The 22,009-nt window shown below is 46.0% G+C and carries 35 protein-coding genes and 2 tRNA genes; all 37 read left to right on the top strand.

Annotation, left to right across the window (positions count from 1 at the left end):
• Position 1: 1 nt before the first annotated feature.
• The gene (locus CGC65_RS24560; RefSeq protein ID WP_002578646.1) at positions 2 to 1,393 is read left to right on the top strand and encodes a hypothetical protein; all 1,392 of its coding nucleotides are present in this window, start codon (positions 2 to 4) and stop codon (positions 1,391 to 1,393) included.
• 46 nt (positions 1,394 to 1,439) lie between these two features.
• Positions 1,440 to 1,736 carry a hypothetical protein gene (locus tag CGC65_RS24555; protein WP_002578647.1) on the top strand — a complete coding sequence of 99 codons (297 nt, stop codon included), beginning with the start codon at positions 1,440 to 1,442 and terminating at the stop codon, positions 1,734 to 1,736.
• Positions 1,666 to 1,986, top strand: coding sequence for a hypothetical protein (locus CGC65_RS24550; protein ID WP_227130073.1), 321 nt, complete (start codon positions 1,666 to 1,668; stop codon positions 1,984 to 1,986). Before CGC65_RS24555 ends, CGC65_RS24550 begins: the two co-directional genes overlap by 71 nt.
• Positions 1,970 to 2,209 carry a hypothetical protein gene (locus CGC65_RS24545; protein ID WP_002578649.1) on the top strand — a complete coding sequence of 80 codons (240 nt, stop codon included), beginning with the start codon at positions 1,970 to 1,972 and terminating at the stop codon, positions 2,207 to 2,209. The genes CGC65_RS24550 and CGC65_RS24545 overlap by 17 nt, the downstream gene beginning before the upstream one ends.
• Positions 2,206 to 2,649 carry a single-stranded DNA-binding protein gene (locus CGC65_RS24540; RefSeq protein ID WP_002578650.1) on the top strand — a complete coding sequence of 148 codons (444 nt, stop codon included), beginning with the start codon at positions 2,206 to 2,208 and terminating at the stop codon, positions 2,647 to 2,649. The genes CGC65_RS24545 and CGC65_RS24540 overlap by 4 nt, the downstream gene beginning before the upstream one ends.
• 28 nt (positions 2,650 to 2,677) lie before the next feature.
• Entirely contained in the window at positions 2,678 to 3,322 is a 645-nt protein-coding gene (locus CGC65_RS24535) for a single-stranded DNA-binding protein (RefSeq protein WP_002578651.1), read from the top strand.
• The gene (locus tag CGC65_RS24530) at positions 3,306 to 3,788 is read left to right on the top strand and encodes a hypothetical protein (RefSeq protein WP_002578652.1); all 483 of its coding nucleotides are present in this window, start codon (positions 3,306 to 3,308) and stop codon (positions 3,786 to 3,788) included. Before CGC65_RS24535 ends, CGC65_RS24530 begins: the two co-directional genes overlap by 17 nt.
• Positions 3,785 to 4,093 (top strand): nucleoside triphosphate pyrophosphohydrolase family protein, encoded by a 309-nt coding sequence (locus CGC65_RS24525; RefSeq protein WP_002578653.1) that lies wholly within the window; start codon positions 3,785 to 3,787, stop codon positions 4,091 to 4,093. The genes CGC65_RS24530 and CGC65_RS24525 overlap by 4 nt, the downstream gene beginning before the upstream one ends.
• Positions 4,090 to 4,446 carry a hypothetical protein gene (locus tag CGC65_RS24520; protein ID WP_002578654.1) on the top strand — a complete coding sequence of 119 codons (357 nt, stop codon included), beginning with the start codon at positions 4,090 to 4,092 and terminating at the stop codon, positions 4,444 to 4,446. The genes CGC65_RS24525 and CGC65_RS24520 overlap by 4 nt, the downstream gene beginning before the upstream one ends.
• Complete coding sequence (locus CGC65_RS24515; RefSeq protein WP_002578655.1) at positions 4,443 to 4,808, top strand: hypothetical protein; 366 nt, start codon at positions 4,443 to 4,445, stop codon at positions 4,806 to 4,808. The genes CGC65_RS24520 and CGC65_RS24515 overlap by 4 nt, the downstream gene beginning before the upstream one ends.
• A gap of 14 nt (positions 4,809 to 4,822) precedes the next feature.
• A complete protein-coding gene (locus CGC65_RS24510) occupies positions 4,823 to 5,089 on the top strand; it encodes a hypothetical protein (protein WP_002578656.1) in 267 nt (88 codons plus the stop codon).
• A 475-nt stretch (positions 5,090 to 5,564) separates the two neighbouring features.
• Positions 5,565 to 5,667, top strand: a tRNA-OTHER gene (locus CGC65_RS31100).
• Positions 5,668 to 5,703: 36 nt separating this feature from the next.
• Positions 5,704 to 5,895, top strand: coding sequence for a hypothetical protein (locus CGC65_RS24500; protein WP_002573202.1), 192 nt, complete (start codon positions 5,704 to 5,706; stop codon positions 5,893 to 5,895).
• Between the two features lie 26 nt (positions 5,896 to 5,921).
• A complete protein-coding gene (locus CGC65_RS31095) occupies positions 5,922 to 6,086 on the top strand; it encodes a hypothetical protein (protein WP_154656945.1) in 165 nt (54 codons plus the stop codon).
• 21 nt (positions 6,087 to 6,107) lie between these two features.
• Positions 6,108 to 6,461, top strand: a complete 354-nt coding sequence (locus tag CGC65_RS24495) for an HAD family hydrolase (RefSeq protein WP_002578657.1) — start codon at positions 6,108 to 6,110, stop codon at positions 6,459 to 6,461.
• 32 nt (positions 6,462 to 6,493) lie between these two features.
• The gene (locus CGC65_RS24490) at positions 6,494 to 6,889 is read left to right on the top strand and encodes a DUF551 domain-containing protein (RefSeq protein WP_002578658.1); all 396 of its coding nucleotides are present in this window, start codon (positions 6,494 to 6,496) and stop codon (positions 6,887 to 6,889) included.
• A 39-nt stretch (positions 6,890 to 6,928) separates the two neighbouring features.
• Complete coding sequence (locus CGC65_RS24485; protein WP_002578659.1) at positions 6,929 to 7,150, top strand: hypothetical protein; 222 nt, start codon at positions 6,929 to 6,931, stop codon at positions 7,148 to 7,150.
• A 42-nt stretch (positions 7,151 to 7,192) separates the two neighbouring features.
• On the top strand, positions 7,193 to 7,468 hold the full coding sequence (locus tag CGC65_RS31940) for a DUF6275 family protein (protein WP_002565380.1): 276 nt from the start codon (positions 7,193 to 7,195) through the stop codon (positions 7,466 to 7,468).
• 157 nt (positions 7,469 to 7,625) lie between these two features.
• Positions 7,626 to 7,877, top strand: coding sequence for a LexA family protein (locus CGC65_RS24475; protein WP_007037982.1), 252 nt, complete (start codon positions 7,626 to 7,628; stop codon positions 7,875 to 7,877).
• Position 7,878: 1 nt separating this feature from the next.
• The gene (locus CGC65_RS24470; protein WP_007037981.1) at positions 7,879 to 8,220 is read left to right on the top strand and encodes a hypothetical protein; all 342 of its coding nucleotides are present in this window, start codon (positions 7,879 to 7,881) and stop codon (positions 8,218 to 8,220) included.
• A gap of 106 nt (positions 8,221 to 8,326) precedes the next feature.
• Complete coding sequence (locus CGC65_RS24465) at positions 8,327 to 9,319, top strand: tyrosine-type recombinase/integrase (protein ID WP_002578661.1); 993 nt, start codon at positions 8,327 to 8,329, stop codon at positions 9,317 to 9,319.
• A 15-nt stretch (positions 9,320 to 9,334) separates the two neighbouring features.
• The gene (locus CGC65_RS24460; RefSeq protein WP_002578662.1) at positions 9,335 to 9,574 is read left to right on the top strand and encodes a hypothetical protein; all 240 of its coding nucleotides are present in this window, start codon (positions 9,335 to 9,337) and stop codon (positions 9,572 to 9,574) included.
• 5 nt (positions 9,575 to 9,579) lie between these two features.
• Complete coding sequence (locus CGC65_RS24455) at positions 9,580 to 10,005, top strand: RNA polymerase sigma factor sigma-70 region 4 domain-containing protein (RefSeq protein WP_002578663.1); 426 nt, start codon at positions 9,580 to 9,582, stop codon at positions 10,003 to 10,005.
• Between the two features lie 137 nt (positions 10,006 to 10,142).
• A tRNA-Met gene (locus tag CGC65_RS24450) sits at positions 10,143 to 10,217 on the top strand.
• A 96-nt stretch (positions 10,218 to 10,313) separates the two neighbouring features.
• Positions 10,314 to 11,063 carry a DNA adenine methylase gene (locus tag CGC65_RS24445; RefSeq protein WP_002578664.1) on the top strand — a complete coding sequence of 250 codons (750 nt, stop codon included), beginning with the start codon at positions 10,314 to 10,316 and terminating at the stop codon, positions 11,061 to 11,063.
• A 103-nt stretch (positions 11,064 to 11,166) separates the two neighbouring features.
• The gene (locus CGC65_RS24440) at positions 11,167 to 12,015 is read left to right on the top strand and encodes a terminase small subunit (RefSeq protein WP_007037978.1); all 849 of its coding nucleotides are present in this window, start codon (positions 11,167 to 11,169) and stop codon (positions 12,013 to 12,015) included.
• Entirely contained in the window at positions 12,002 to 13,456 is a 1,455-nt protein-coding gene (locus CGC65_RS24435) for a hypothetical protein (protein WP_007037977.1), read from the top strand. Before CGC65_RS24440 ends, CGC65_RS24435 begins: the two co-directional genes overlap by 14 nt.
• 146 nt (positions 13,457 to 13,602) lie before the next feature.
• Positions 13,603 to 15,624, top strand: a complete 2,022-nt coding sequence (locus CGC65_RS24430) for a phage portal protein (protein ID WP_235622272.1) — start codon at positions 13,603 to 13,605, stop codon at positions 15,622 to 15,624.
• Between the two features lie 99 nt (positions 15,625 to 15,723).
• Positions 15,724 to 16,428: an HK97 family phage prohead protease gene (locus CGC65_RS24425; protein WP_002578668.1), complete on the top strand. Its 705-nt coding sequence runs from the start codon at positions 15,724 to 15,726 to the stop codon at positions 16,426 to 16,428.
• A gap of 11 nt (positions 16,429 to 16,439) precedes the next feature.
• A complete protein-coding gene (locus CGC65_RS24420) occupies positions 16,440 to 18,107 on the top strand; it encodes a phage major capsid protein (protein ID WP_002578669.1) in 1,668 nt (555 codons plus the stop codon).
• Positions 18,108 to 18,120: 13 nt separating this feature from the next.
• A complete protein-coding gene (locus tag CGC65_RS24415; RefSeq protein WP_002578670.1) occupies positions 18,121 to 18,531 on the top strand; it encodes a hypothetical protein in 411 nt (136 codons plus the stop codon).
• A gap of 9 nt (positions 18,532 to 18,540) precedes the next feature.
• Entirely contained in the window at positions 18,541 to 18,666 is a 126-nt protein-coding gene (locus CGC65_RS32140) for a hypothetical protein (RefSeq protein WP_002578671.1), read from the top strand.
• On the top strand, positions 18,629 to 19,294 hold the full coding sequence (locus CGC65_RS24410; RefSeq protein WP_002578672.1) for a hypothetical protein: 666 nt from the start codon (positions 18,629 to 18,631) through the stop codon (positions 19,292 to 19,294). Before CGC65_RS32140 ends, CGC65_RS24410 begins: the two co-directional genes overlap by 38 nt.
• A 29-nt stretch (positions 19,295 to 19,323) precedes the next feature.
• The gene (locus CGC65_RS24405; RefSeq protein WP_002578673.1) at positions 19,324 to 20,043 is read left to right on the top strand and encodes a hypothetical protein; all 720 of its coding nucleotides are present in this window, start codon (positions 19,324 to 19,326) and stop codon (positions 20,041 to 20,043) included.
• A gap of 52 nt (positions 20,044 to 20,095) precedes the next feature.
• Positions 20,096 to 20,419, top strand: a complete 324-nt coding sequence (locus CGC65_RS24400; protein ID WP_235622271.1) for a hypothetical protein — start codon at positions 20,096 to 20,098, stop codon at positions 20,417 to 20,419.
• The gene (locus tag CGC65_RS24395; RefSeq protein WP_002578675.1) at positions 20,416 to 20,937 is read left to right on the top strand and encodes a phage neck terminator protein; all 522 of its coding nucleotides are present in this window, start codon (positions 20,416 to 20,418) and stop codon (positions 20,935 to 20,937) included. The genes CGC65_RS24400 and CGC65_RS24395 overlap by 4 nt, the downstream gene beginning before the upstream one ends.
• The gene (locus CGC65_RS24390) at positions 20,934 to 21,995 is read left to right on the top strand and encodes a DUF3383 family protein (protein WP_002578676.1); all 1,062 of its coding nucleotides are present in this window, start codon (positions 20,934 to 20,936) and stop codon (positions 21,993 to 21,995) included. The genes CGC65_RS24395 and CGC65_RS24390 overlap by 4 nt, the downstream gene beginning before the upstream one ends.
• Positions 21,996 to 22,009 lie beyond the last annotated feature (14 nt).

The following is a 22,009-nucleotide window of genomic DNA, read 5'->3' as shown; positions in this document are numbered from 1 at the left end:
AATGGATGAAGTGAATAAAAGCGGTACATATGCAAGCTATGAGACATACAAAGAGGCATTTGACGCTGAGGTAAAGAGGACGGAATTAGGGTTCGTCCGGATCGGGTACATGCTCCGGGTGGCCACGGATACGGACATCCTGAAGGAATCCGGATACGCAACCATGGAAGAATTTGCCTGGAACGAGTACCGGCTGGACAGGAGCCAGACATCGCGGTTCATGAATATCAATAAAAGGTTCTCCGTGGATGGGTATTCAGACCAGCTGCCGGAGCGATTCCAGGGATATGGAGTGGCAAAGCTGGGAGAGATGCTGACCCTGCCGGCAGAGGTGATTGAGATTCTTTCACCAAAGTTGACCCGGCCCGACATACAAAAGATTAAAAAGGAAATCCAGGAAGAAAAGAACGTGACGGACCTTGAAGTCATGATGGAGGAGCCTGACGAGGCCCAGGAGGCCATGGAAAGCAATCTGGGGCGCTTTATGCATCAGTACATACATGACAACCCGAAGTCATTGCAGGGATTCTGCGAGGCCGTGAAGATGGACGGGGAGCATATGACGGGATACCTGATGGACTTGCTTGCCCCGTCGGGATACGCCGTACAGATGGCCAGAATACCGGGGACGGGGAAAATGATGCTGACCATATCCGGAAAGAGCCAGCCCATTATCTTAATGAATGTCAGGACCAACGACAAGGAAGAATTTGCCTGGAATGACCTGCAGGGTATTCTCCACCGCCTTATCACGGAGGAAACCGCGGAGGACTGCTGGAACGCGCTGTATGAGGAGCCCTATCCGCCGGCAGAGGAGGAAAAGGAAGCTCAGAGGCAGAGGAAGGCCGAAGCGGAAAGAAAGGCGGAGGAAAAGCGGAAAGAGCAGGAGGCCAAAGAGAGGGAGAAGGCCCGACAGGCAGAGGCGCAGAGAATCCAGAAAGACAAGGAACACCAGGAGCGGGAAGCAGCAGCCCAAAAGCAGGCAGTTGCACCGGTACAACCGGAAACCCAGGCAGCGCCGGAGCCAAAAGAGGAGCCACAAGAGGAACCAAAAGAGGCGCCAAAGGAAGAACTGGCCCAGGAACCCCAGGAGCCAGGTACATTCCCGATGCCGGAGCCGCAAGAGGACACGCCAAACAGCCCGCAGGAAGCGGTGCAGATGGAGGTGGAGGATTATCCGGGAGTCGTCCCGGAGAAGTACATCACCTGCCACGACGGCACCCAGGTCATAAAGCCAATGGAAAGCCTGCGGGACGAAGGCTGCCGGCTGGCGGATGAAGTAACGCAATGGATGCGGACCGGAACCATGGAATATGCCCGGGAGACCCAAAGGAACATTGCACGCCTGGGAGAAATTATAAAGGAGATGTTGCAGGATGAAGAGTGTGATTGAGGCGGAACCCGTCACCCAATGTTTTTTATGCGAACGCTGAGGGCCATTGGAAAAGCATCATATATTTGGCGGAACAAACAGGAAGTGGTCAGAAAAGTATGGCCTGACCGTCCACCTGTGCAAAACCTGCCACACGGACAACAAGAAAGGGGTGCACGCGGATGCGAATAAGGCAGAGAAACTGCACAAAATTGGACAGGCAGCATTTGAGCGGACACACACAAGACAGGAATTTTTTAATATATTTGGGCGCTATTATCTTGACAAGGAGGATGAGCAGGAGGAAACGGTATCCGAGCCGGAAAAAGATGGATTCTTCTTCCTTCCGGACGATGACCTGTGAGGACCTGATTGGAAGGACCATCCGCTTCCGGGACAGGATACAGTGCTATGAGTGCGACGAGCCGGATCCATATGAGATGTGCCCGGATATTGGCAACCCGGACAACTGCCCGAAAAAGGACTACGAGGTTAAGGTCCAGAAAGTATCCGTAAGCCGGGTGAAAGGGGAAACCATATACACCATTAATGATGATTATGAGTTCCCTGCCGGGGACTTTTGGAAGGTGGTAAGGATTGGAAAAGCAGGATGAAACGGCAGAGGCTATGAAAACCGCTATGTCCATAGAGAGCATGCCGGAAGAGGCCGGGCCGGCGGAATACATCGGAAAGAAACAGTCAGGGGACCGGACCTACCTGCTGTACAGGGACAAGCAGGGGTTGTACTGGTATAAGACGGTTTTTAAGACCGCGGCCGGCTACATATCGGAATATGAATACATTTTTGGACCAAAGAAGAACAGGAGGAGAAGATGAACAGAGTCATACTAATGGGAAGGCTGACCAAGGACCCGGATATAAGGTACACCCAGGGTGAGCGCTCCATGGCCATTGCAAGGTACACCCTTGCAGTGGACAGGAGGGGCCGCAGGGGACAGGACAGCTCCGCAGAGCAGCAGACTGCCGATTTTATCAACTGTGTTGCATTTGACCGCGCTGCCGAGTTTGCCGAGAAGTATTTCCGTCAGGGAATGCGGGTGCTTGTATCGGGCAGGATACAGACAGGAAGCTATGTGAACCAGGAGGGCCGGAAGGTATACACAACGGATATCGTCCTGGATGACCAGGAGTTCGCGGACAGCAAGGGAGCGTCGGGCAGAGGTCCGGAGCAGCGGCAGGTCCAGGGCGCGGACATCGGGGAAGGCTTTATGAGCATTCCGGATGGCATCGAGGATGAAGGGCTGCCATTCTCTTAATTAAAAATACAAATGGAGGACAAACAATATGTTAAATAATACAGAAAACAACAAGGTAAGCATGATGGGTGAGATTGCTTCCGGATTTACCTTCAGCCACGAAGTGTTCGGAGAAGGATTTTATATGGCGGATGTGGCTGTCGGCCGGCTCAGCGGGCAGGTAGACATTATTCCCCTAATGGTATCCGAGAGCCTGATAGACATACATAAAGACTATACTGGCCATGCCATGGAGTGTACAGGCCAGTTCCGCTCCCATAACCAACATGAAGGAGTCAGGAACCGGTTAAAACTGTCTGTGTTTGTAAGAGAAATCCATTTGACCCAGCCTGTTCCGATGGATTGCACAAAAAATAACCAGATATTCCTGGATGGCTATATTTGTAAGCCGCCTGTCTACAGGAAAACTCCGCTTGAAAAGGAAATAGCGGACATCCTTCTGGCCGTAAACCGTCCATACGGCAAATCGGACTATATCCCCTGCATCTGCTGGGGGCGCAATGCACGCCGTGCTTCCGAATTCGAGGTGGGAACCAGGATAGAGACATGGGGCCGCGTACAGAGCCGGGGATACATCAAAAGACTCAGCAAGACAGAAACTGAGCTGCGTACTGCCTATGAGGTATCAATACTAAAGCTGAAGAGGAGAGAAGAAAATGAAGGAATATATTAATGACGTACCGGTATTTTCTTTGGAAGAAATGAACACTTCGGATGGCGCGTATGGAGTGAAAGAGTCAGGGATAGTCAGGGCATATCTGAAGAATCTACACAAATTAGGATACCTTATTCCGGGGGATCCAATCCTTCCTATTATCTTCCAGGCCGCGGGAGGAGAGTACAGGGCCGCGTACGATGGATTCTGTTATATACGTTTTGAAGAAAAAGGCAGAGCCATTATGTTTGTAGAGCTTGACCGGATAAAAACGGAATATGACAAGATATATCCTCCCAAAAAAACCAAACCGGTGGACACATATGATAAATCCATATTAAAGACCATGATAAGCCTGGAGGAAGATAAGCTAAAAATGTTTGGCAGACATTGGCTGGAAAACGAGCCTTATAAATATACCAGCCACACAATGGCGCTTGAAGCATACAGGATGCTAATGGAAGCGCATGAGGTAGAGGGATGACCATAGAAAAGAAAATAGAATTGATTGCTGAAAGGTACGGATATGAGCCTCAGAGCCGCCAGTGCATAGAAGAAATGGCAGAGCTTACCCAGGCAATCAACAAGCTATGGAGAAAACGCAACTTCGGAGGAAATGACAGGCAGATAGCAGAGGCAGAGGATGCAGTCCTGGACGAGATGGCCGATACCTTAATCATGCTGTGGCAGATAAAGTATCTACTGGGTTTTGGAGAGGGGCCGCTTGCAAAGCGAATTGACGAGAAACTAAATAGGCAGCTTGAGCGGATGGGAGTGACAGAGGAATGATAAAGATAGCAAAACTTGCTACAGCCCACATGTTTGATGAAAATAATCCAGAAGATTCCGACTATGAGTTATGGAAAGGCATAGCTGAATATATGGACGGAGAGGATGCCTATGTTGTCGAAAGCACAGCCATGGAAGGAAAATATGTTTTCCTTGGCCTGTGTGATGGGAACAAGGATAAAGAACTTGCCTATATGATGGAACAGGATGGCATGACAGGGGTATTTATTGACGACCGGGAAGGATTTGAAGCGGCCTGGGAATTAAAAGAATATGAACACGAAGGATGTTTTTGCATAGAGCCGCAATGGATAGAATCATGCAAAGGCCTGAAGGAGGAAAACGATTCATGAAGGATAAATGGTGTTACAGCTGGAATGAAGAGAATTTTAGAGGTAGTTTTGACTCGGAAGAAGAGGCTATAAAAGCAGCAAGAAAGGAAGGCCCAAATGCGCCGTATGTATACATAGGCACATGTACAGAATGCACGCTGGGATGGCCGGGAATATCAGCAAGCGACGTTATTGAGGCTATCAGCGAGAATTTGTATGAACAATGTGGAGAAGCTGCTGAAAGTTTTGACGTGTCATCCGAGGATGAAGCGGCCTTGGACAATGTGCTGAATGAAGTAATAGAAAAGTGGATTGAGGATAGAAACATAAAGGCCGGATGTTACTGTGTTCTGGATGCCGAAAAGGTGTGGTTAAAAGATTGAACGGAGGCAGAGGGATGATAGATAGACAAGGAGCAATTGCGATATTACAAGAACACATTAATACATACCGCTACCAAACCACAGATAAGGGATGGGAGCAAATGGTGCGTACAGGTATTGTCGGAAACACGATACCTGCCAAGATAGATTTTATAGCAGAGGCGGAGAAGCAGATACAGGCTTATGAGATGGCTATTAAGGCCCTGGAGAGCGGAGAGGCAGAGACATTTGTGGACCGGTGTTACCTTGGCAGCCCATGCCCATACCAGATGCCGGTATGATAAAAGCGGGCTTATTTTTCAGGGATGTAGTATTTTCATCAACTTTACCATCATTGCTGTCCTATCGAGGCAATACGGGGCAAGGACGAACGAGGGACCTTGTAAAAAAATCTCTGGAGCAAAAACCAGATAGACAATAAAAAAGAGGGTGAGCTGATAACGCGCCGAGAAAGCAACGGGAGCGCCATGCCAAAGTTGGACGGCAGCCGGGGCCGTTGATTGGGCCAAAGCCAAAGCTGGGAGCCAGTACCGGAAATTTTTTAATCGTAGTTTATAACACAGCAGCGCATACCGGTACCTGATTCGCAGGACCGAGACTGCGTAAAGATAGCTGGCATGGCTCTGGTGTATGCACAACCAGTAAGACCAGCAGCGGATGTGCCTATGGAGAGATAATGGAGGACCATACGGCCAGGGGTTCCGGTCTGGCGCACATCCACTATATCGTTATTTGGTCTGTGAAATTAACATTAGTGGCGGTGTATGGTACACAGGGCCAGGTTCAACTCCTGGGCGGCCTCCAGGTCCGCAACCGTGGGGAAAGTAAGAGAGTGCCGGTTCAAGTCCGGCCGCCGCCAACTTAATATTCCTAGGAACCGGAGGAGAAAGTAGATATGAATGTAAAAATATATATACGGAATTTTGATGGGACATGGGACTTGGAAAAAGAATTTGATGAAAAGGTGATTTCCATTACGGTTGCAAATGGAAACTATGTTTTGGTGTTAGAACAGGAAGATTATTTTGGTAAGCTTGTCTTTTTGTATGATATGAGCAAATACAAAATCGAGGCTCTTCCACAGTAAAATTAATATTTGAAGGAGGAATGGAATTGTCACTAATTAAGGCATTGGTGGTAAGCATGGCAATATCCGCAGTCTGGTACGGCATGGAGTGGATGCAGTACCAAGAACTACAATGGGATAGGAAGTGCGATAATGTGGTTTGGGCATTGTATCTGGTGGTATTATGGTGGCTGTTTGCACACCAGAATTAACATTTGAAGGAGGAATAAGCCATGGATAAAAAGACGATAGTATTTGATTTTGATGGAGTGATACATAGTTACACAAGCGGGTGGCAGGGTATATCAGTTATACCAGACCCGGTTGTGCCAGAGATACAGGCAGCAATCAATTACTTACGCATGGAAGGGTACGAGGTAATTGTGGTATCTACCAGATGTGCAAGGCCAGAGGGTATGGGAGCGGTTAGGCGCTATTTGAGAGATAACCATATTGTGGTTGATGATGTAGTTGCACACAAGCCGCCTGCAATCTGCTATATAGACGATAGAGCAATATGCTTTGACGGAGACGCATTAGGACTAATTGGGAAGATTAGGGCTTTTAAACCCTGGAATCAAAATTAACATTTCCGGGAGAACCGGAGAAAGGAAAAGTTATGAGACTGATAGATGCGGATAAGGTGGATTTTAACGAGGTTTTTATGGGTATATCTGATTTTGCAAAAAATATAAGAGAGGCAGCACAATCGCTGATTGATAACCAGCCGGATATAGAGAGGTGGATTCCGGTGGAGGAGCGGACGCCGGAAAAACCGAAAGAAAATCCGCTATATGATAACAAGCCACTGGAGATATATTTAGTGTCTGTCAAAAATACAGACTGTGTGATTAGGGCATTTTGGAACGGAGCATCATTTACTGACGGGTGGGAGAAACTGGATGTGCTGGCCTGGATGCCATTGCCGGAACCGTATAGACCGGAGACGCTGCGAGGGCCAGGGGCCAAAGCAGGACAGGATGCAGCGGAGCCTGTATTTCAGTCAGCAACTTAAGTACGAAATTTCCGGGAGAACTGGAGGAAGGAACAGCGTATGGGAATTGATTTGAGTAGATTTAAGGTAATCCACGGAGACAAGGTATTAAATGCAGTGGCGCTTATGGAGGTAAGGATGCCGGAAGGAACGTGGGAAAATAGAGAGACTATTGTTAAACCTAAAATACTTGAGATTTTGGCTATTAATGAGGATGGGAACATTGTGTCTATCATGGATGAGGCGTGGATGTTTCAGTTTCTTCCCATAGTCTCGAATTAGCATTTGGCTGCCGACTGCCAAGTGTCGGAGAAAGCAGGAAATATGATTATAACAGGAATGAAACATTTTGAAAGTGTATGCAAAAGAAAACTTGTAGATTGGTATAACTGTGACGTGGAGACCAAAGGCACACGCATTGATTTGGATGACGTTTATATTGTATGGGCTTGCAAGACTTTACAGAACTACAAGTGTTTAGCTTCAACTTCGGTTAGTGGCGACGGTATTTATGCTGAGTATACGTATAATGGGGACAAACAGGAATTATACGAAGATGTATACAAAAAATTGACGAATACTTGCCATAGAGAAGAATAGTTAAAACTGACACTTGTGATACGAAGGGAGGTACCTGATTGAGGTTGAAATTTATTTCTTGTGTGATTGCCATTATCATTACAGTAATAGTAGTGTATGTGAGACTAAATATATTTGCATATTTATTAAAAATAGTATGATTTTTGAAGGGTAAAGAATGAAAGTAGAACATGAAAACATGCTGATTTTTATAGTCAAATACATAAAAGAAAAAGGATACCCGCCTACTACAAGAGAAATATGCCACGGAACCCGATACCAATCAACCGCATCGGTGAATACGCATCTCAAAGCAATGCGAGATGCAGGCCTGATAAATTATGTTGATAGAAGTCCGAGGACTATTACAGTGGCAGGATACCAATATGTAAAAAAGAATATAAATAAAGAGGAGATAGTACGGAGGTAAAATGATGGGAACTATTTTAGATGCATTTGCAAAAGAGGACAGAGTAGAAGTGACTTTTTCAGATTTCTATAGACTTATGCGGGAGAGTACCAAGGCCGAGATTGTAATGAATGCAGTGAATTGTAATGTTCCGCACAAATACATACGTGAGATGACAACAGGAAAGCCTGAGAACATAGATTTAAAAGCTAATATTAAGTGCAAAGACAATGGAAACGTTGATGAGATTGCCGATGCTATACATAAAAAATTTGAAGAACATATAAGCGGTGCCGGAAGGGATGAGCGTGTTGATGGGGGTGCGGAAAAAGCCGCATCACGGGATATTAAGCTCACATACTAACCTTTGGAAGAAAAAAATAGAGATACAGGAAATACATGGCTCTCCTGCAGAGGGGGAGCCGCCGAAGAAAAAACTCGGGGCATGTATTGAACGAGGTGAGTTACAAATGGACGAAAATAAATTAAAAGACGAATTGATAGCAAAGCTGTCCAGTAATGTGGACACAACGGTATTGCAGATGGTTGACACAGCTCTCGCATCCGTATTAAGCGATTATGAAGTGGCCAAACGCAATACACAACTGAGCACAGGGGTATTGAGATTTCCCGAACTGGAAATATACATCGCTAAGATGCGGTTTGATAATAAAGCAAAGAGTACCATTGACCAATACAGCAAATTCCTGGGGGATATGTTGTGCTATCTGGGAAAACCAGTGGACAAGATCCAGGACTTCGACATCATGAACTTCCTGAACTTTTATGCAGAGACAAATGGAATATCGGATAGCACCAAGAATCATAAACGCCTGATAGCCAGCTCATTCTTTACGTTTCTACACAAGCGCGGATACATAATAAAAAATCCCATGGCCACGGTGGACACAATTAAGTATACGGCGCAGGTCCGGGAAGCATTGACGCAAAAGGAAGTGGAGCGCATGAGAGTGGCGTGTGGAGAAAACCTAAGGGACAATGTGGTGCTGGAGCTATTCCTGGCATCCGGATGCCGAGTATCAGAAGTGGCCGGCATGAGGGTGGAAAACATTGATATGAAGCAAAAGACAGTGATTGTACTGGGGAAAGGAAAAAAAGAGAGGCCTGTATTCTTCTCTGACCGTTTACTAGTTTACCTGGAAAAGTATCTGGATGGCAGGCGTGAGGGCCCGGTGGTGATATCGGTCAGAGCTCCGTATCAAGGCATAAAAAAGAACGCTATGGAGAATATCGTCAGAGAGATTTCAAAGAAGGCCGGAATCGAAAAGAGGGTATTCCCACATCTTCTGAGGCACACATTTGCCACACATGCGCTTAACAAGGGAATGCCGCTGGAATCACTGAGTGACCTGATGGGCCATGCGTGTATCGAAACAACGCGTATTTACGCAAAAAACCATATGTCAAAGATACGGTATGAATACGATATGTATGCATCGTAGAAAGGAGTATGCTTCATGGGAGAGGTCGTAATGTATGATTTATATGACGAGGGGAGATATGTCGGGAGGTATCCAATAGCAGCATTAGCCGTCATGTTAAGCATCCAATATCCACGCTTGATAGCCAATTATGCAAGGGAGGGAAGGACATATCGCAAACGGTACCAGTTTGAGCGGGTAGACGAGCCGATAGGTGCCGAACTGGCAGAGGAGTGGGATAAGGCGAGGCAGAGGTTTTTAAGGCTGGGGAGGTGATGCCGATGGAAAAGCATATATTAAGTCAATATATAGATGCCTGCGAACTAATCAAAGAGACAGAAGAAGATATTACGAGGCTTAAGAAACGTAGGAAGCTACCTGTACAGGATTCGGTAAAAGGATCCATGCATGAATTTCCTTATGCACCACAGAACTTTCATATCGAAGGACTTTCTTACTCTTTCATAGAACATCCAAGCTACCTAGAAAAGGAGGAAGAATTGCTAAAATTTCGGAAAGAAGATGCAGAGAAAATAAAGCTGCAGGTAGAAGCTTGGATGAATACTATTCCTCAGAGAATGCAGAGGATTATAAGGATGAAATTTTTTGAAGAAAAGACGTGGGGGGAGGTGGCCGCACGATTGGGGAGAAAGGCAACAGCAGACAGTGTCAGAATGGAATTTAACAATTTTATGAGCGCTGCATAAATAATTTCGTTAATTTCACATTTTTCGTTTTTGAAATGTTATAGTGTAAACTGGAAGTGGTGTAAAGCATTGCTTCACATACACGTACTGGCGCATCGGGTATCTGATTTCAGATACTTGGATGCAGGTACGCCTTGATGCGAGGTAGAGCAGTCTGGCAGCTCGCAAGGTTCATACCCTTGAGGCCATGGGTTCAAATCCCATCCTCGATATTAAGCATTCGGCCATAAAGTTGAGTGCTTTATTTTTGGTCATTTACCCGACAGGTCTTTCTTACCAGGATATTTCGATGCTAGGAAAGGTGACATATGGATAGTTTTATTAGTTGGATTGGTGGAAAGAAACTATTACGAAGGGCAATTCTGGAACAATTTCCTGAGACAGGCACATTTGACCGATACATAGAGGTATTCGGCGGCGCTGCCTGGCTTTTGTTCTCCAAGGAGAGCCATGCAACAATGGAGGTATATAATGATATTAATGGGGAGTTAGTCAACCTGTTCCGAATAGTTAAATACCATCCGGACGCGTTGCAAAAGGAGCTTGATGGAACATTGATGTCCAGGGAAATGTTTTTAGATGCAATACAGCCAGCGCGAGGACTTACGGATATACAAAGGGCAGCGCGCTTTTGGATTGCAATAAAAGAGAGTTTTGGGACAAACTTACATTCCTTTATATGCAAGGGTTATAATATACAGAATGCCGTTGAGCTTATCAAGGTAGCATCCGTAAGACTAAACAAGGTAATCATTGAGAATAATGATTTTGGGAAATTGATTAAAACATATGACAGGGAAAAAGCTCTTTTCTACCTTGACCCTCCATATTACGATGCAGAAAAATATTATCCAGATAGATTCCAACCGGAGGACCATATTCGTCTCAAAGAGAGCCTGGAACATATTAAGGGAAGGTTTATCTTGTCGTATAATGATTGCCCGGAAATCAGGAAATTGTATGACAGATTTGTAATTATTGAAGTAGAGAGGCAAGATAATCTTGTAAGCAAGAACGGCAGCAGGAAATACAAAGAATTGATTATTAAAAATTATTGATACACTCTCCGGGGCCACGGACCGTCACAGGTTCGCGGCTCATTTAATTTTCAGTTATCTGAATATGTTTTCGAAAAAATAAATGAATGAGAGGTGGTGATGGATGCCAAGACCCAGAGACCCCAACAGGGACCGGGCATTTGAGTTGTACAGGAAAAGTGGAGGAAGCCTTGATTTGGTTGAGATTGCAAGTCAACTAAATCTCCCGCCCGGGACAATCCGAGGATGGAAATCAAAAGATAACTGGGAAAACCGATTAAATGGAACGCTCCAAAAAAATACGGAACGTTCCAAACATGATTCCAGAAAAAATAAGGCGGAGAAAATAAAAGCTGCAGAGGCTGCTGAACAGATGAGTGTAAATACTGAACTCAACAGCAATCAACAACTTTTCTGCCTGTACTGTGCTTATGGAGATAATGCTACAGCCGCGTATCAGAAGGCATATGACTGTAGTTACCAGACAGCAATGGTTAATGCCTCACGTCTGCTAAGAAATGCTAAGATTAAAGCCGAAGTTGACCGAATCAAAAAAGAACGTTTGGAGTCGTTATTTTTCGATGAGCATGACATATTTCAATGGCATTTAGATGTGGCGAGAGCTAACATCACGGATTATGTAACATTTGGTCGCGAGGAAATCCAGGCCATCGGGGCTTTTGGGCCAATCACAGACAAAGAGACTGGAGAGCCGATAACGAAGGAAGTTAATTATGTAAAGTTCAAGGAATCATCTGAGGTAAACGGGCATGTCATAAAAAAAGTGAAATTGGGGAAGGATGGTGCAAGCATTGAGCTTTATGACGCAATGGCAGCCATGAAGTGGCTGGCCGAGCATATGAGCCTGGGAACCGCAGGACAACAGAAACTGGCCCAAAGCATTGTGGATGCATATGAATGGCGGAGGAGCCAGGAAAAGGAAAGGAAAGGGGAAGCAGATGCTGGGGAGTGATGCCGTTCTTTTTTATGCGGATAATCCTATATATTTTGTCGAGGATGTCATACGGGCAAAACCGGACGAGAAGCAGAGAGACATCTTGAGAAGCCTGCGTGATTATCCGATGACATCCGTACGGTCCGGCCATGGTATAGGCAAGAGTGCCGTGGAAGCATGGTCTGTAATTTGGTATATGTGTACCAGGCCGTTTCCTAAGATTCCATGTACCGCCCCTACAGAGCACCAATTGATGGACGTCCTGTGGGCTGAAATCAGCAAATGGATGAGGAATAATCCTGCATTACGCGATGATCTTATATGGACCAAGGAAAAGCTCTATATGCAAGGCCATCCAGAAGAATGGTTCGCGGTTCCACGGACAGCAACTAATCCAGAGGCATTACAGGGGTTCCATGCAGAGCATGTCCTTTATATCATTGACGAAGCATCCGGCGTGTCGGACAAAGTATTTGAGCCGGTCTTAGGTGCTATGACAGGAGAGGATGCCAAGCTGCTTATGATGGGGAATCCGACCCGCCTGGCTGGATTCTTTTACGACAGCCATCATCGCAATCGGGAACAATATAGTGCGATTCATGTGGACGGACGCGACAGCCAGCACGTATCAAGGACATTCGTACAAAAGATTATTGATATGTTCGGAGAGGATAGTGATGTGTTTAGGGTCCGTGTTGCAGGACAGTTTCCTAAATCCACGCCGGACAGCCTGATTGCAATGGAATGGTGCGAGGAAGCTGCGAATCTCCAGGTATATGCGCCAGGAGGACAGATTGACATTGGTGTGGATGTGGCGCGCTATGGTGACGATAGTTCCGCGCTGTATCCATTGATAGACAAGAAACAATCATTACCATATGAGCTATACCATCATAACCGCACAACTGAGATAGCAGGGTATGTTGTCATTATGATAAAACAGTTTGCCATGGATTATCCGGACGCGGCCATCCGGGTTAAAGTTGACTGTGATGGACTGGGGGTTGGCGTTTACGATAATCTATATGATCAACGTGACCAGATAATAGATGCAATATGGTATGACCGATGCCGACGGGCCGGTATAAATCCGGAGGACGGAAATCAGTGGAATGAATGCCAGAATGTTCCGAAACTGGACCTGGAGATTATTGAGTGTCACTTTGGAGGCTCTGGAGGAAAGGTTGATGATAATGACCCCGTGGAATATAGCAACAGTACTGGCCTCATGTGGGGGAAAGTGAGAAAGTATCTTCAAGAGGGAAAGCTGCAGCTCCCCGATGACGATACACTGGTATCGCAGCTCTGCAACCGTCGCTATTTGGTAAATAAAGACGGAAAACTGGAGCTTGAAAGAAAAGAATCCATGAAGAAACGCGGGCTGACTTCTCCCGATATTGCCGATGCACTTGCATTGGCATTATATGAACCTAATAACGAATGGACTGTGAATTGGTGATTAATATGGGTATTTTTAATTTTAGACAACGGCGCCGTAGGGATTACTTTGAACGCCGTTCAGATAATAGTATGGTTCCGAGGTACACTTCTCCACCGACCAGAAACACAGCAGAATGGATGGACACGTTCGGAAAGAATCCGAGGATGGCAGTTATTGATAAGATATCCTCAGATTTAGCATATGTGAAAGGGAAGCTATATCGGATTGACCAGAACGGGGACAAGAAAGAACTGACAGTGCATCCCTTCCTGGATTTTTGGGCCAGGCCAAATCCGTTATATGAGTTTACAGCAAGTGCACTTTGGAAGCTGCAAAGCGATTATCTCCTGCTGAAAGGCGAGGGGTATTTCATCATCGAACGATATGACAATGGATATCCAGCAGAACTGTGGCCGGTACCGACACATTGGGTTCAAATGACGCCATATCAAGGTTTCCCATATTATCGGATACGGGCGGCCGATGGCGGAGTAATGGATGTGCCGATTGATGATGTTTTTGTAATGAAGGACCTAAACCCTCTCGATCCATACCGAAGAGGCCTGGGGCAGGCGGAGCCCCTTGCGGATGAGGTTGAGATTGATGAATATGCGGCCAAGTTCCAAAAGAAGTTTTTCTTCAATGACGCGATGCCGGGTGCAATCGTTGTAATGCCAGGGGCGGATGATAAACAGCAGGAGCGTTTTCTTGCAAAATGGAAAGAACGATTCAGGGGGCATCAAAACAGCCATGGAATTGCGACCATAGGAGGACCAAAGGACACACAAGCAAGCGTCGTGAAACTGAGTGACAACATGAAGGACCTAGACATGATTAACGGGAGGGCATTTACCCGTGATGCGGTCCTGGAGCATTTTGGGGTACCGCGTGAAATAATGGGAATCACCCAAAACAGCAACAGGGCTACGGCAGAGGCTGCGAGATATATATACGCTACAAACGTATTGACTCCGCGCCTGGCGAACCGGCAGGATGCCATAAACCTGCAGCTTTTATCTGCTTATGGGGACGATCTTGTATGGGAGTATGATGATATCATACCAAAAGACAAAGAGTTTGAAAAAATGGTCGCCTTTGATGGATGGAATAACGGAGTAATTACTAAGAATGAGGCGCGTGAAAAGCTGGATATGGAGAAGACGGAGAAGGGCGACATCTTCAAAATGAATTTTGCGGACCTCTATATTGGTGAAGACGAAGATCCAGTGGAACTCAGTTCGGCGGCGGAAAACCTACAATACTCAGATGCATCCGATCCGATTGAGGCAGACAGGAACGATATAGAAGTGTCTCTTGGGGACGAGTTGATTGGAAGTACACAGGACGAAGAGAAAATCCTAAAGCGTGCAGCAGAGATTAAAGAACAGCGAATCAAGGCGGCGGGGATGGGGTTAAACCATGCAAGGCAGACACAGACCCGTAAATTTGAAATAGCTACAACGAAATACTTCCGGAGCCAGGCAGATCAGATACAGGGTGCGCTGATAGGAAACAAAAAGGCGGAAGGGAGCGTTTGGGATGCCATTGGTATGACACAAGAGGAATTCCTGCGGCTGTCTGAGCAGCAACAATCACAATTGACCATGCAGTTTGTGAATGGATTGCTGGATTGGAAAACACAAGAAGGAATCCTGGAATCCATATTGACGCCTCTTTGGGCAGAGACCTATGATAAGGGTGTAAAAGAAGTGGTATCGAGTTACCGCCTGAATGCAATCCAGCAACCATCATTGACTTCTGTAGCACGTTTGCGTGGAGGGCAGCGCGTCACAAGGGTGACGCAGACAACCAAAGATAATATCCGAAGAATCGTCGCAGACGGCCTAACGCAAGGGAAAGGAAAGCAGGAGCTAACTGAGGACATCATGATTGAAATGAACACATCTGCTGCCAGGGCACGTATCATTGCTGCACAGGAATGCAATACCAGCCTTCTGGCAGGGAATTTTGATATGGCGAGACAAGGTGGATTTTCAACGAAGACTTGGCATGTAACTAATTTGGGAAAAGCCAGGGACACACATCAGGCATTGAATGGAAAAACAGTCCCAATAACGGAACCATTCGTAACAATTAAGGGGAATAAACTCATGATGCCGTGTGATCCTGATTGTTCAGTCGCAGAGGAAACCGTGAACTGTCATTGCTTTTTGACATACTCATAAATTGCACCGGTACAACAGATTTAATAAGCATGTAAAAGAGACCAAGAGACATCCTGGTCTCTTTTAACATAAAAAATTAAGCGGAAAGGAGGAAGAGGAGTGGAGCATGAGTTTAAAAAAATGCGGTTCAAGATGGATGCCTATAACGAAGAAGAAGGGATTTTTTCAGGTTATGGCGCGGTATTTGAGAACATAGACAGCGGAGGGGACATCATAGAACCGGGAGCGTTTACAAAGACATTAGCAGAAGGATGGGAGCGGGTTAAAGTACTTGCATTACACAATGACTGCTGGCTCCCGATTGGACGTCCTGTTGAACTGCGTGAAGAACCCAATGGACTGTTTATAAGTGGGAAAATTTCCGACACGACCATGGGACGTGACGTAAAAGTACTATTGAAGGACGGAGTTTTAAATGAGCTGTCCATTGGGTATGATCCAATCATTTTCGATTATGACGAGAACGGAATTCGACATCTGAGAGAAATTAAACTATGGGAAGTATCGGTCGTCACCTGGGCAATGAATCCGGAAGCTGTAATTACCAGTTATAAGTCAATGCAGGAAACAGCTGCACAGGCATTAGCTATCAAGAAAGATTTATTGCAGGAATTAAAGGAAGGGCGCAAAATCAGTAATTCACGATTGAAATCACTAAGGGATGTCAGTAAATCAATGAAAGATTCCGCACGCACGATTGATGCGGTCATTCGAGAGGCCAGTAATGAAGCTGCAAAGAAGTCCGGGGTTCTAACTCTTGGAAGCAGTAAAAGCGTTCAGAAACAAATAGAGATTATTTTTTAGGAGGGCATGTAATGTCAAGATATAAAATGAGCCGAAAGACGGCAAGAGCAAGAAAGTCTATGAAAATGGGAGCAGACGACCTGCAGGAAATGGTAAAGGCAGCAGTAAAGGAGGCTCTGGATGAACAGAAGGCAGAGGATGGTTCCGAAGACGACCCAGAAGAATCTGGTGGAGACTTAGGGGAAATCCTGGATGCAGCCATTGAGGCCGTGAATGCGAAACGCAAGTCTGCAAAATCTGATGAATTAAATCCGGATGATACAGAGGAGTTGGTCGGCGCCATTCTGGAAGAAGCTGGAGCGGCAGAGGATGGTAAATCGGATGATGAAGCAACTGACCTGGAGGAGGTCATTAAAGCTGCCTGCGAGGCTGTAAACGAGAAACGCAAATCTGCAAAAGCGGATGAGATAGGTGATGATGTGGTAGATGAAATCCTGGATGCAGTGGCAGAGGTTATGTCAGATGACACGGCAGATGAGGAAGGGAAAGGAAGAAAAGAGGCCTATTTCAGACAGCGCCAGACTAAGTCATATGGAAGCAGAGGAAAACAGAAGAAGGCTGTGCAGAGAAAGTATAGTGACATTTTTTTAAAAGGAGGAAATGGAGGAGGAATGCAGAAAAAAAAGGAAGAAGTACCGCCGTTAATTACCTTTGCGCGGGCAGTAAAGTGTCTGGATGTGTATGGACGTCAGGATCCGGAAAGAGCTGCTTACTATGCCAGAAAGAAATATGATGACACGGAAATGGAAAGAGAGTTTAAGGCATTGTCAGCTACTAACCCTACAGACGGAGGGTATCTTATACCAGAAGTCTACTCTGACCAGGTTATTGAACTGCTTTATCCCAAGACTGTGATTGTTGAATTGGGAGCTCAGACTGTGCCACTTACCACTGGAAATCTGAATCTGCCCAAGATGACCGCAGGAGCCCGTGCCCAGTGGGGAGGAGAGCAGCGAAAGATTAAAACCAGCCAGACTAAATTTGGAAACATCAAATTATCTGCAAAGAGGTTGGAGGCAATTATTCCTCAGTCAAGGGAACTGCTTATGCTCTCCACCTTCTCGGCAGACTCTATGTTCGCAAATGATTTAACACGCAGAATGCAGTTGGGCCTTGACTATGGCGGTCTGTACGGTGCGGGAGCCGAGTTCCAGCCCCTTGGTATTGCGAATAATAAAGAAGTCGAGAATATTGATGCCACCAAGATAGGCAATGATGACCTGGCAGACACTAATGGTAAAATCACACCAGATTTACCTATTTACGTAAGGTCTAAAGCAATGTCGAAGAACATTGACGACATCCATGCCGGATGGGCTATGAACAGTATGTTAGAAGGAATCTTTTTGAACATGAAAACCCAGATGGGAACCTATATTTACCGCGAGGAAATGGCAACCGGGAAGCTGTGCGGATTCCCATATAAGGTATCCAACCAGATTCCGACCGACAACGGAAAGACTGACTTGTTCTTTGGAAATTGGTCTGACCTGCTTATTGGCGACCAGATGGGTCTGGAGACATACACTACTTTGGATGGTACATGGACTGATGAGGATGGTGTGCAGCACAATGCATTCGAGGAAAACCTGGCGGCCACCAGAGCTCTGATGTATGACGATATTGGTGTACGTCATGCTGAGAGTTTCATATACTGTAAAAATATTAAGGTAATGTAAGGAGGAGTAGACGATGAAGAGAGAATTATTTGACAATGTGGTGGTGAGGGTTGGGGCGACTGGTATTGCAGTTGACCGAAAGGGATTTCTTTCGGCTGTCGTTGCCGCCGATATTGGGGAAATAACTGGTTCCCCTACAGAGACAAAACTGTCTGTAAAAGTTGAGCATAGCGATACAGCTGATGGTACATTCACGAATGTGGAGGATACCATGATCAACCCGGAACATGCAAGTCAGGAAGGAATCTTGAGCGTGGCAACTGTGGAGTCAGAGGCTGTGCTTCAGATAAATATGGATCTGCTGGGGTGCAAAAGGTATATCAAGGTGACACCAACTATTACTTTTACAGGAGGGACCAGCCCAAGTGCGGCATCTGCGGCGTATGCGCTGGTTCTGGGAGACCCCATAGACAGTCCTGTATAAGGAGAAACGATGAAAAAAGATGGCAGGGAAAATAAGATGAATAAGAGCCCGGGGAGCAACAAGGATCGGGTAAAGGATTCCGCTCATAAGAGAGGTGATGAGATTGGAGGAAAGAAGGAAGCTCCTGGCAGATAATGCCATGACCACACTCGAAGATTTAATGGAATTTATGGGAATGGACCCGAAGGATATAGGGATACCAGACTCCGTTAAGAATAACCTGGAGCGCCTTATAAATGCAGCATCCGGTTATATTGAGAGGATGACAGACCGCAGATTTGGACGCAAGGAATATGTTGAAGGACACCATGGAAGTGGATGGCAGGAATTGTGTTTAAATCAATACCCGATTGTGGATGTAAAATCAGTCATAGACGTGGAGAGTGGACAGATCATTCCATCAGAGTCTTACTCTTTTTCTGATACTGGGGAAATCGGAGTGTTGTACAGGGATGGGGGGTGGGCGGACCGGACATTTTTAGGTGGGCTGGCAAATGATAGGGTGGCCCCCAAACGTTACCTGAAAGTGACTTATACAGCTGGTTACATACTTCCGAAAGATGGGGCGGATCATAGTGCATCTGACCTGCCATTCGACTTACAATATGCCGTATGGCAAATGGTTCAGCAACAATGGAATCTGTCACACAATGGTGCAAACGGTTTGTCTGCATTTACCATCTCAGATGTAAGCTGGACCTTTGATAAAGAACTAAACACACAAGTACAGAATGTAATTGAACAGTACCGGAGGTGGGCATAACGGAAGCGAAAGACGAGATATCCCCGGAGATGGAACGGATTATCCGGGAGCTTAAGAGACTGGAAGAAATGTCCATCCATATCGGGATTCAAGGGCAACCCGGACGCGATGAGTCGGGAATGGAAAGGGAAGGGGCGCCGGCAGATATTCTGACCATTGCAAATGTCAATGAATTTGGCGCGACCATCAAGGCTAAAAATGTAAAGAACCTGGCTATCCCGATTGCTAAAAAAGCAATCGGGAAAAGCCCACTGGATTTTCCCGGACTATTCTTTCTGCGTTCCAGGAATGGTTATCTGTTTGGATGTATCAGTAAGAAGCGAAAGGGAACATCCCCAAAAAAGAAAAGCAGTCCAACAGACAGCAAACCCAATAAGCATGGTCCATCCAAAAAACAGATTCCGAAAAAAACAGACGATATTGAATTCTTATTTATCCTGATGGAATCCACTTCCATTCCGGAGCGTAGCTTCATCCGTGCCGGATATGACAACAACAGAAGGACGATTGAGGATATAACAACAGCTGCCATACAGAATATTATATTTAGCGGATGGGATGCGGAGAAAGCGGCAAATAACATTGGAATGGGTGTGGTAGGCATCATCCAAATGTACATGAATCAGCCGTTTAATTTTAAAAAGAAGAGCAGCATTACAAAAGCGGTATCTAACTGGCCGGATAATCCCCTTATCGAAACAGGGCGTCTCCGTAATTCAATTACTTACAGCATAGAAGGAGGAACATAGAGTGAATAGTTATTGTTTTGGAAGCGCCCAGCCGATGATACCGGAGGGACTTATGCATGAAATGTATGAAATTAAGTCTGGTGCTGTATTTAGCCAGGAAGATGGCGGCCAATGGGTTCCAGGAGAAGATGAACGTATTCCGTTCAAAGGCGTACTTTTACCGGTTAGCAACAAGGACTTGGTGCGGGACATTGCCGGGGTGTTTACGCAGTATTCCGAAAAAATATATACCAATGGACATACCCTCAAAGTCGGGGCGCAGGTGGAAGATTTTGGCGGAATGCGATATACGGTCACCCAGGAACTGGGATACAATTCTCTGCACCCGCTCAAACGCTACTTGGTGGAACGGAAAGGAAAGGCAGCTAAAAAATGAAATTCAAATATATTAGGAACATGGTCACAAATGGATTAAGCAATTACCTAAAGGTGCCGGTTGTTCTGGCAAGTCAAGTGGAGCCAGAGCAGGATTATCCGTTCATCATTTATTCCGTTACAGCCCCTTATATACCGGAAAATACATTAGGGGAATATCGGCAGGGCGGAGACGGGGAAGAGATACGGAGAGAACAACCCACATGTACATGGTCCTTTACAGCCTGCAGTGCAAACCGTAGAACACCGTCCGGTTTTATACTGGGAGAAGATGAAGCCATGGAACTGGCGAATCAGGCTCTTGGATGGTTCCTGCACGCAGGATACGAATATACGTCCGGGAACGGAATTACCATTGTGAACACAGGAAACGTACAGGAGCGGAGCGTTCTGGAAGTGGATGAGGCGGTCAGAAGGTATGGGTTTGACGTGACCATCCGATATATCAGAGAGGACAACCGGATGATTGCCACCATACGGAATGCAGCAACCATTGAGCAGAAAGGAGACACACATTGAGCAAAGATGTAGTAGTTGTGGTGACACTTGAGGATGTGCCACAGTCCATGGACACCCTTGATATTCTCTTGATTTCTACAGCAGGTGAGAAAGCGGGAAAAACCTATACAGATTTAGAGGAAATCAAGAAGGATTGGACAGATTCCAGTATTGTGTATAAAAAGGCAGCAGCCTTATTTAACCAGGGAAATGCCATACCTGCGCCGGAAAAATTAATCAGGAAGGTAACTATTGTAGGAGTTGCGCAACCGGAAACAGCCAGTGCATTGGTGGAAGCGATTAAGGCATATCAGGAGGAGAACGATGACTGGTATATTTTCCTGACTGACCAAACGGATGATACCTACCTGGAGGCTTTGGGAAATTTCGCAGCGGGAAGTGAGCCGACAGAAGCGGAACTGTCATCGGGGGTGGAGGACCACAGGAAGTTATACATTGCTCAGACGAACAATAAGGAGTATGCAGTCAGTACTGCCCGGACTGTGATAGTATATACCAAGGATACGAATGAACATGCGGATGCAGCATGGCTGGGGGCTGTTGGTCCTTGGTATCCGCAATCAGTTACATGGAAATTCAAGATGCCGGCAGGAATTTCGGTCCCAACGCTGACCACTTCAGAAGTCACAGCCCTGGAAACAAACCACGTGAATTTCGTAACCAGTGAATATAAAAAGAATTACATCAAAAATGGCATCTGCATGGATGGGGAATGGATTGACGCAGTGCTTGGAGCTGATTGGATTGCGAAAAGGATGAGGGAAAAACTCTATGATATCTTCATGGGAAATCCCAACATCCCTTATACAGATGCTGGTTTCACTACGGTATCAGCAGGTGTATTTGAGACATTAGAAGAGGCAACTGGATATGCAATTATAGCAGAGAACCCAGAATCCGGAGCGGGCATCTATAACGTGTCCGTACCTAAACGGTCTGAGGCAACGGACCAGCAGGCAGCTTCCAGGCAGATGCCGGACATTTCGTGGGAGGCCCAGCTCGGAGGGGCCGTGCATGGAGTTAAAGTCAAAGGTACTCTGAAAGTATCGCTTACATAAACGGGAGGTAAGAA

The sequence above is a fragment of the Enterocloster bolteae genome (genome assembly GCF_002234575.2).
GTDB lineage: Bacteria > Bacillota > Clostridia > Lachnospirales > Lachnospiraceae > Enterocloster > Enterocloster bolteae.
The sequence above is the reverse complement of the archived record's forward strand: the minus strand, read 5'-3'. Positions and strand labels throughout refer to the sequence as shown.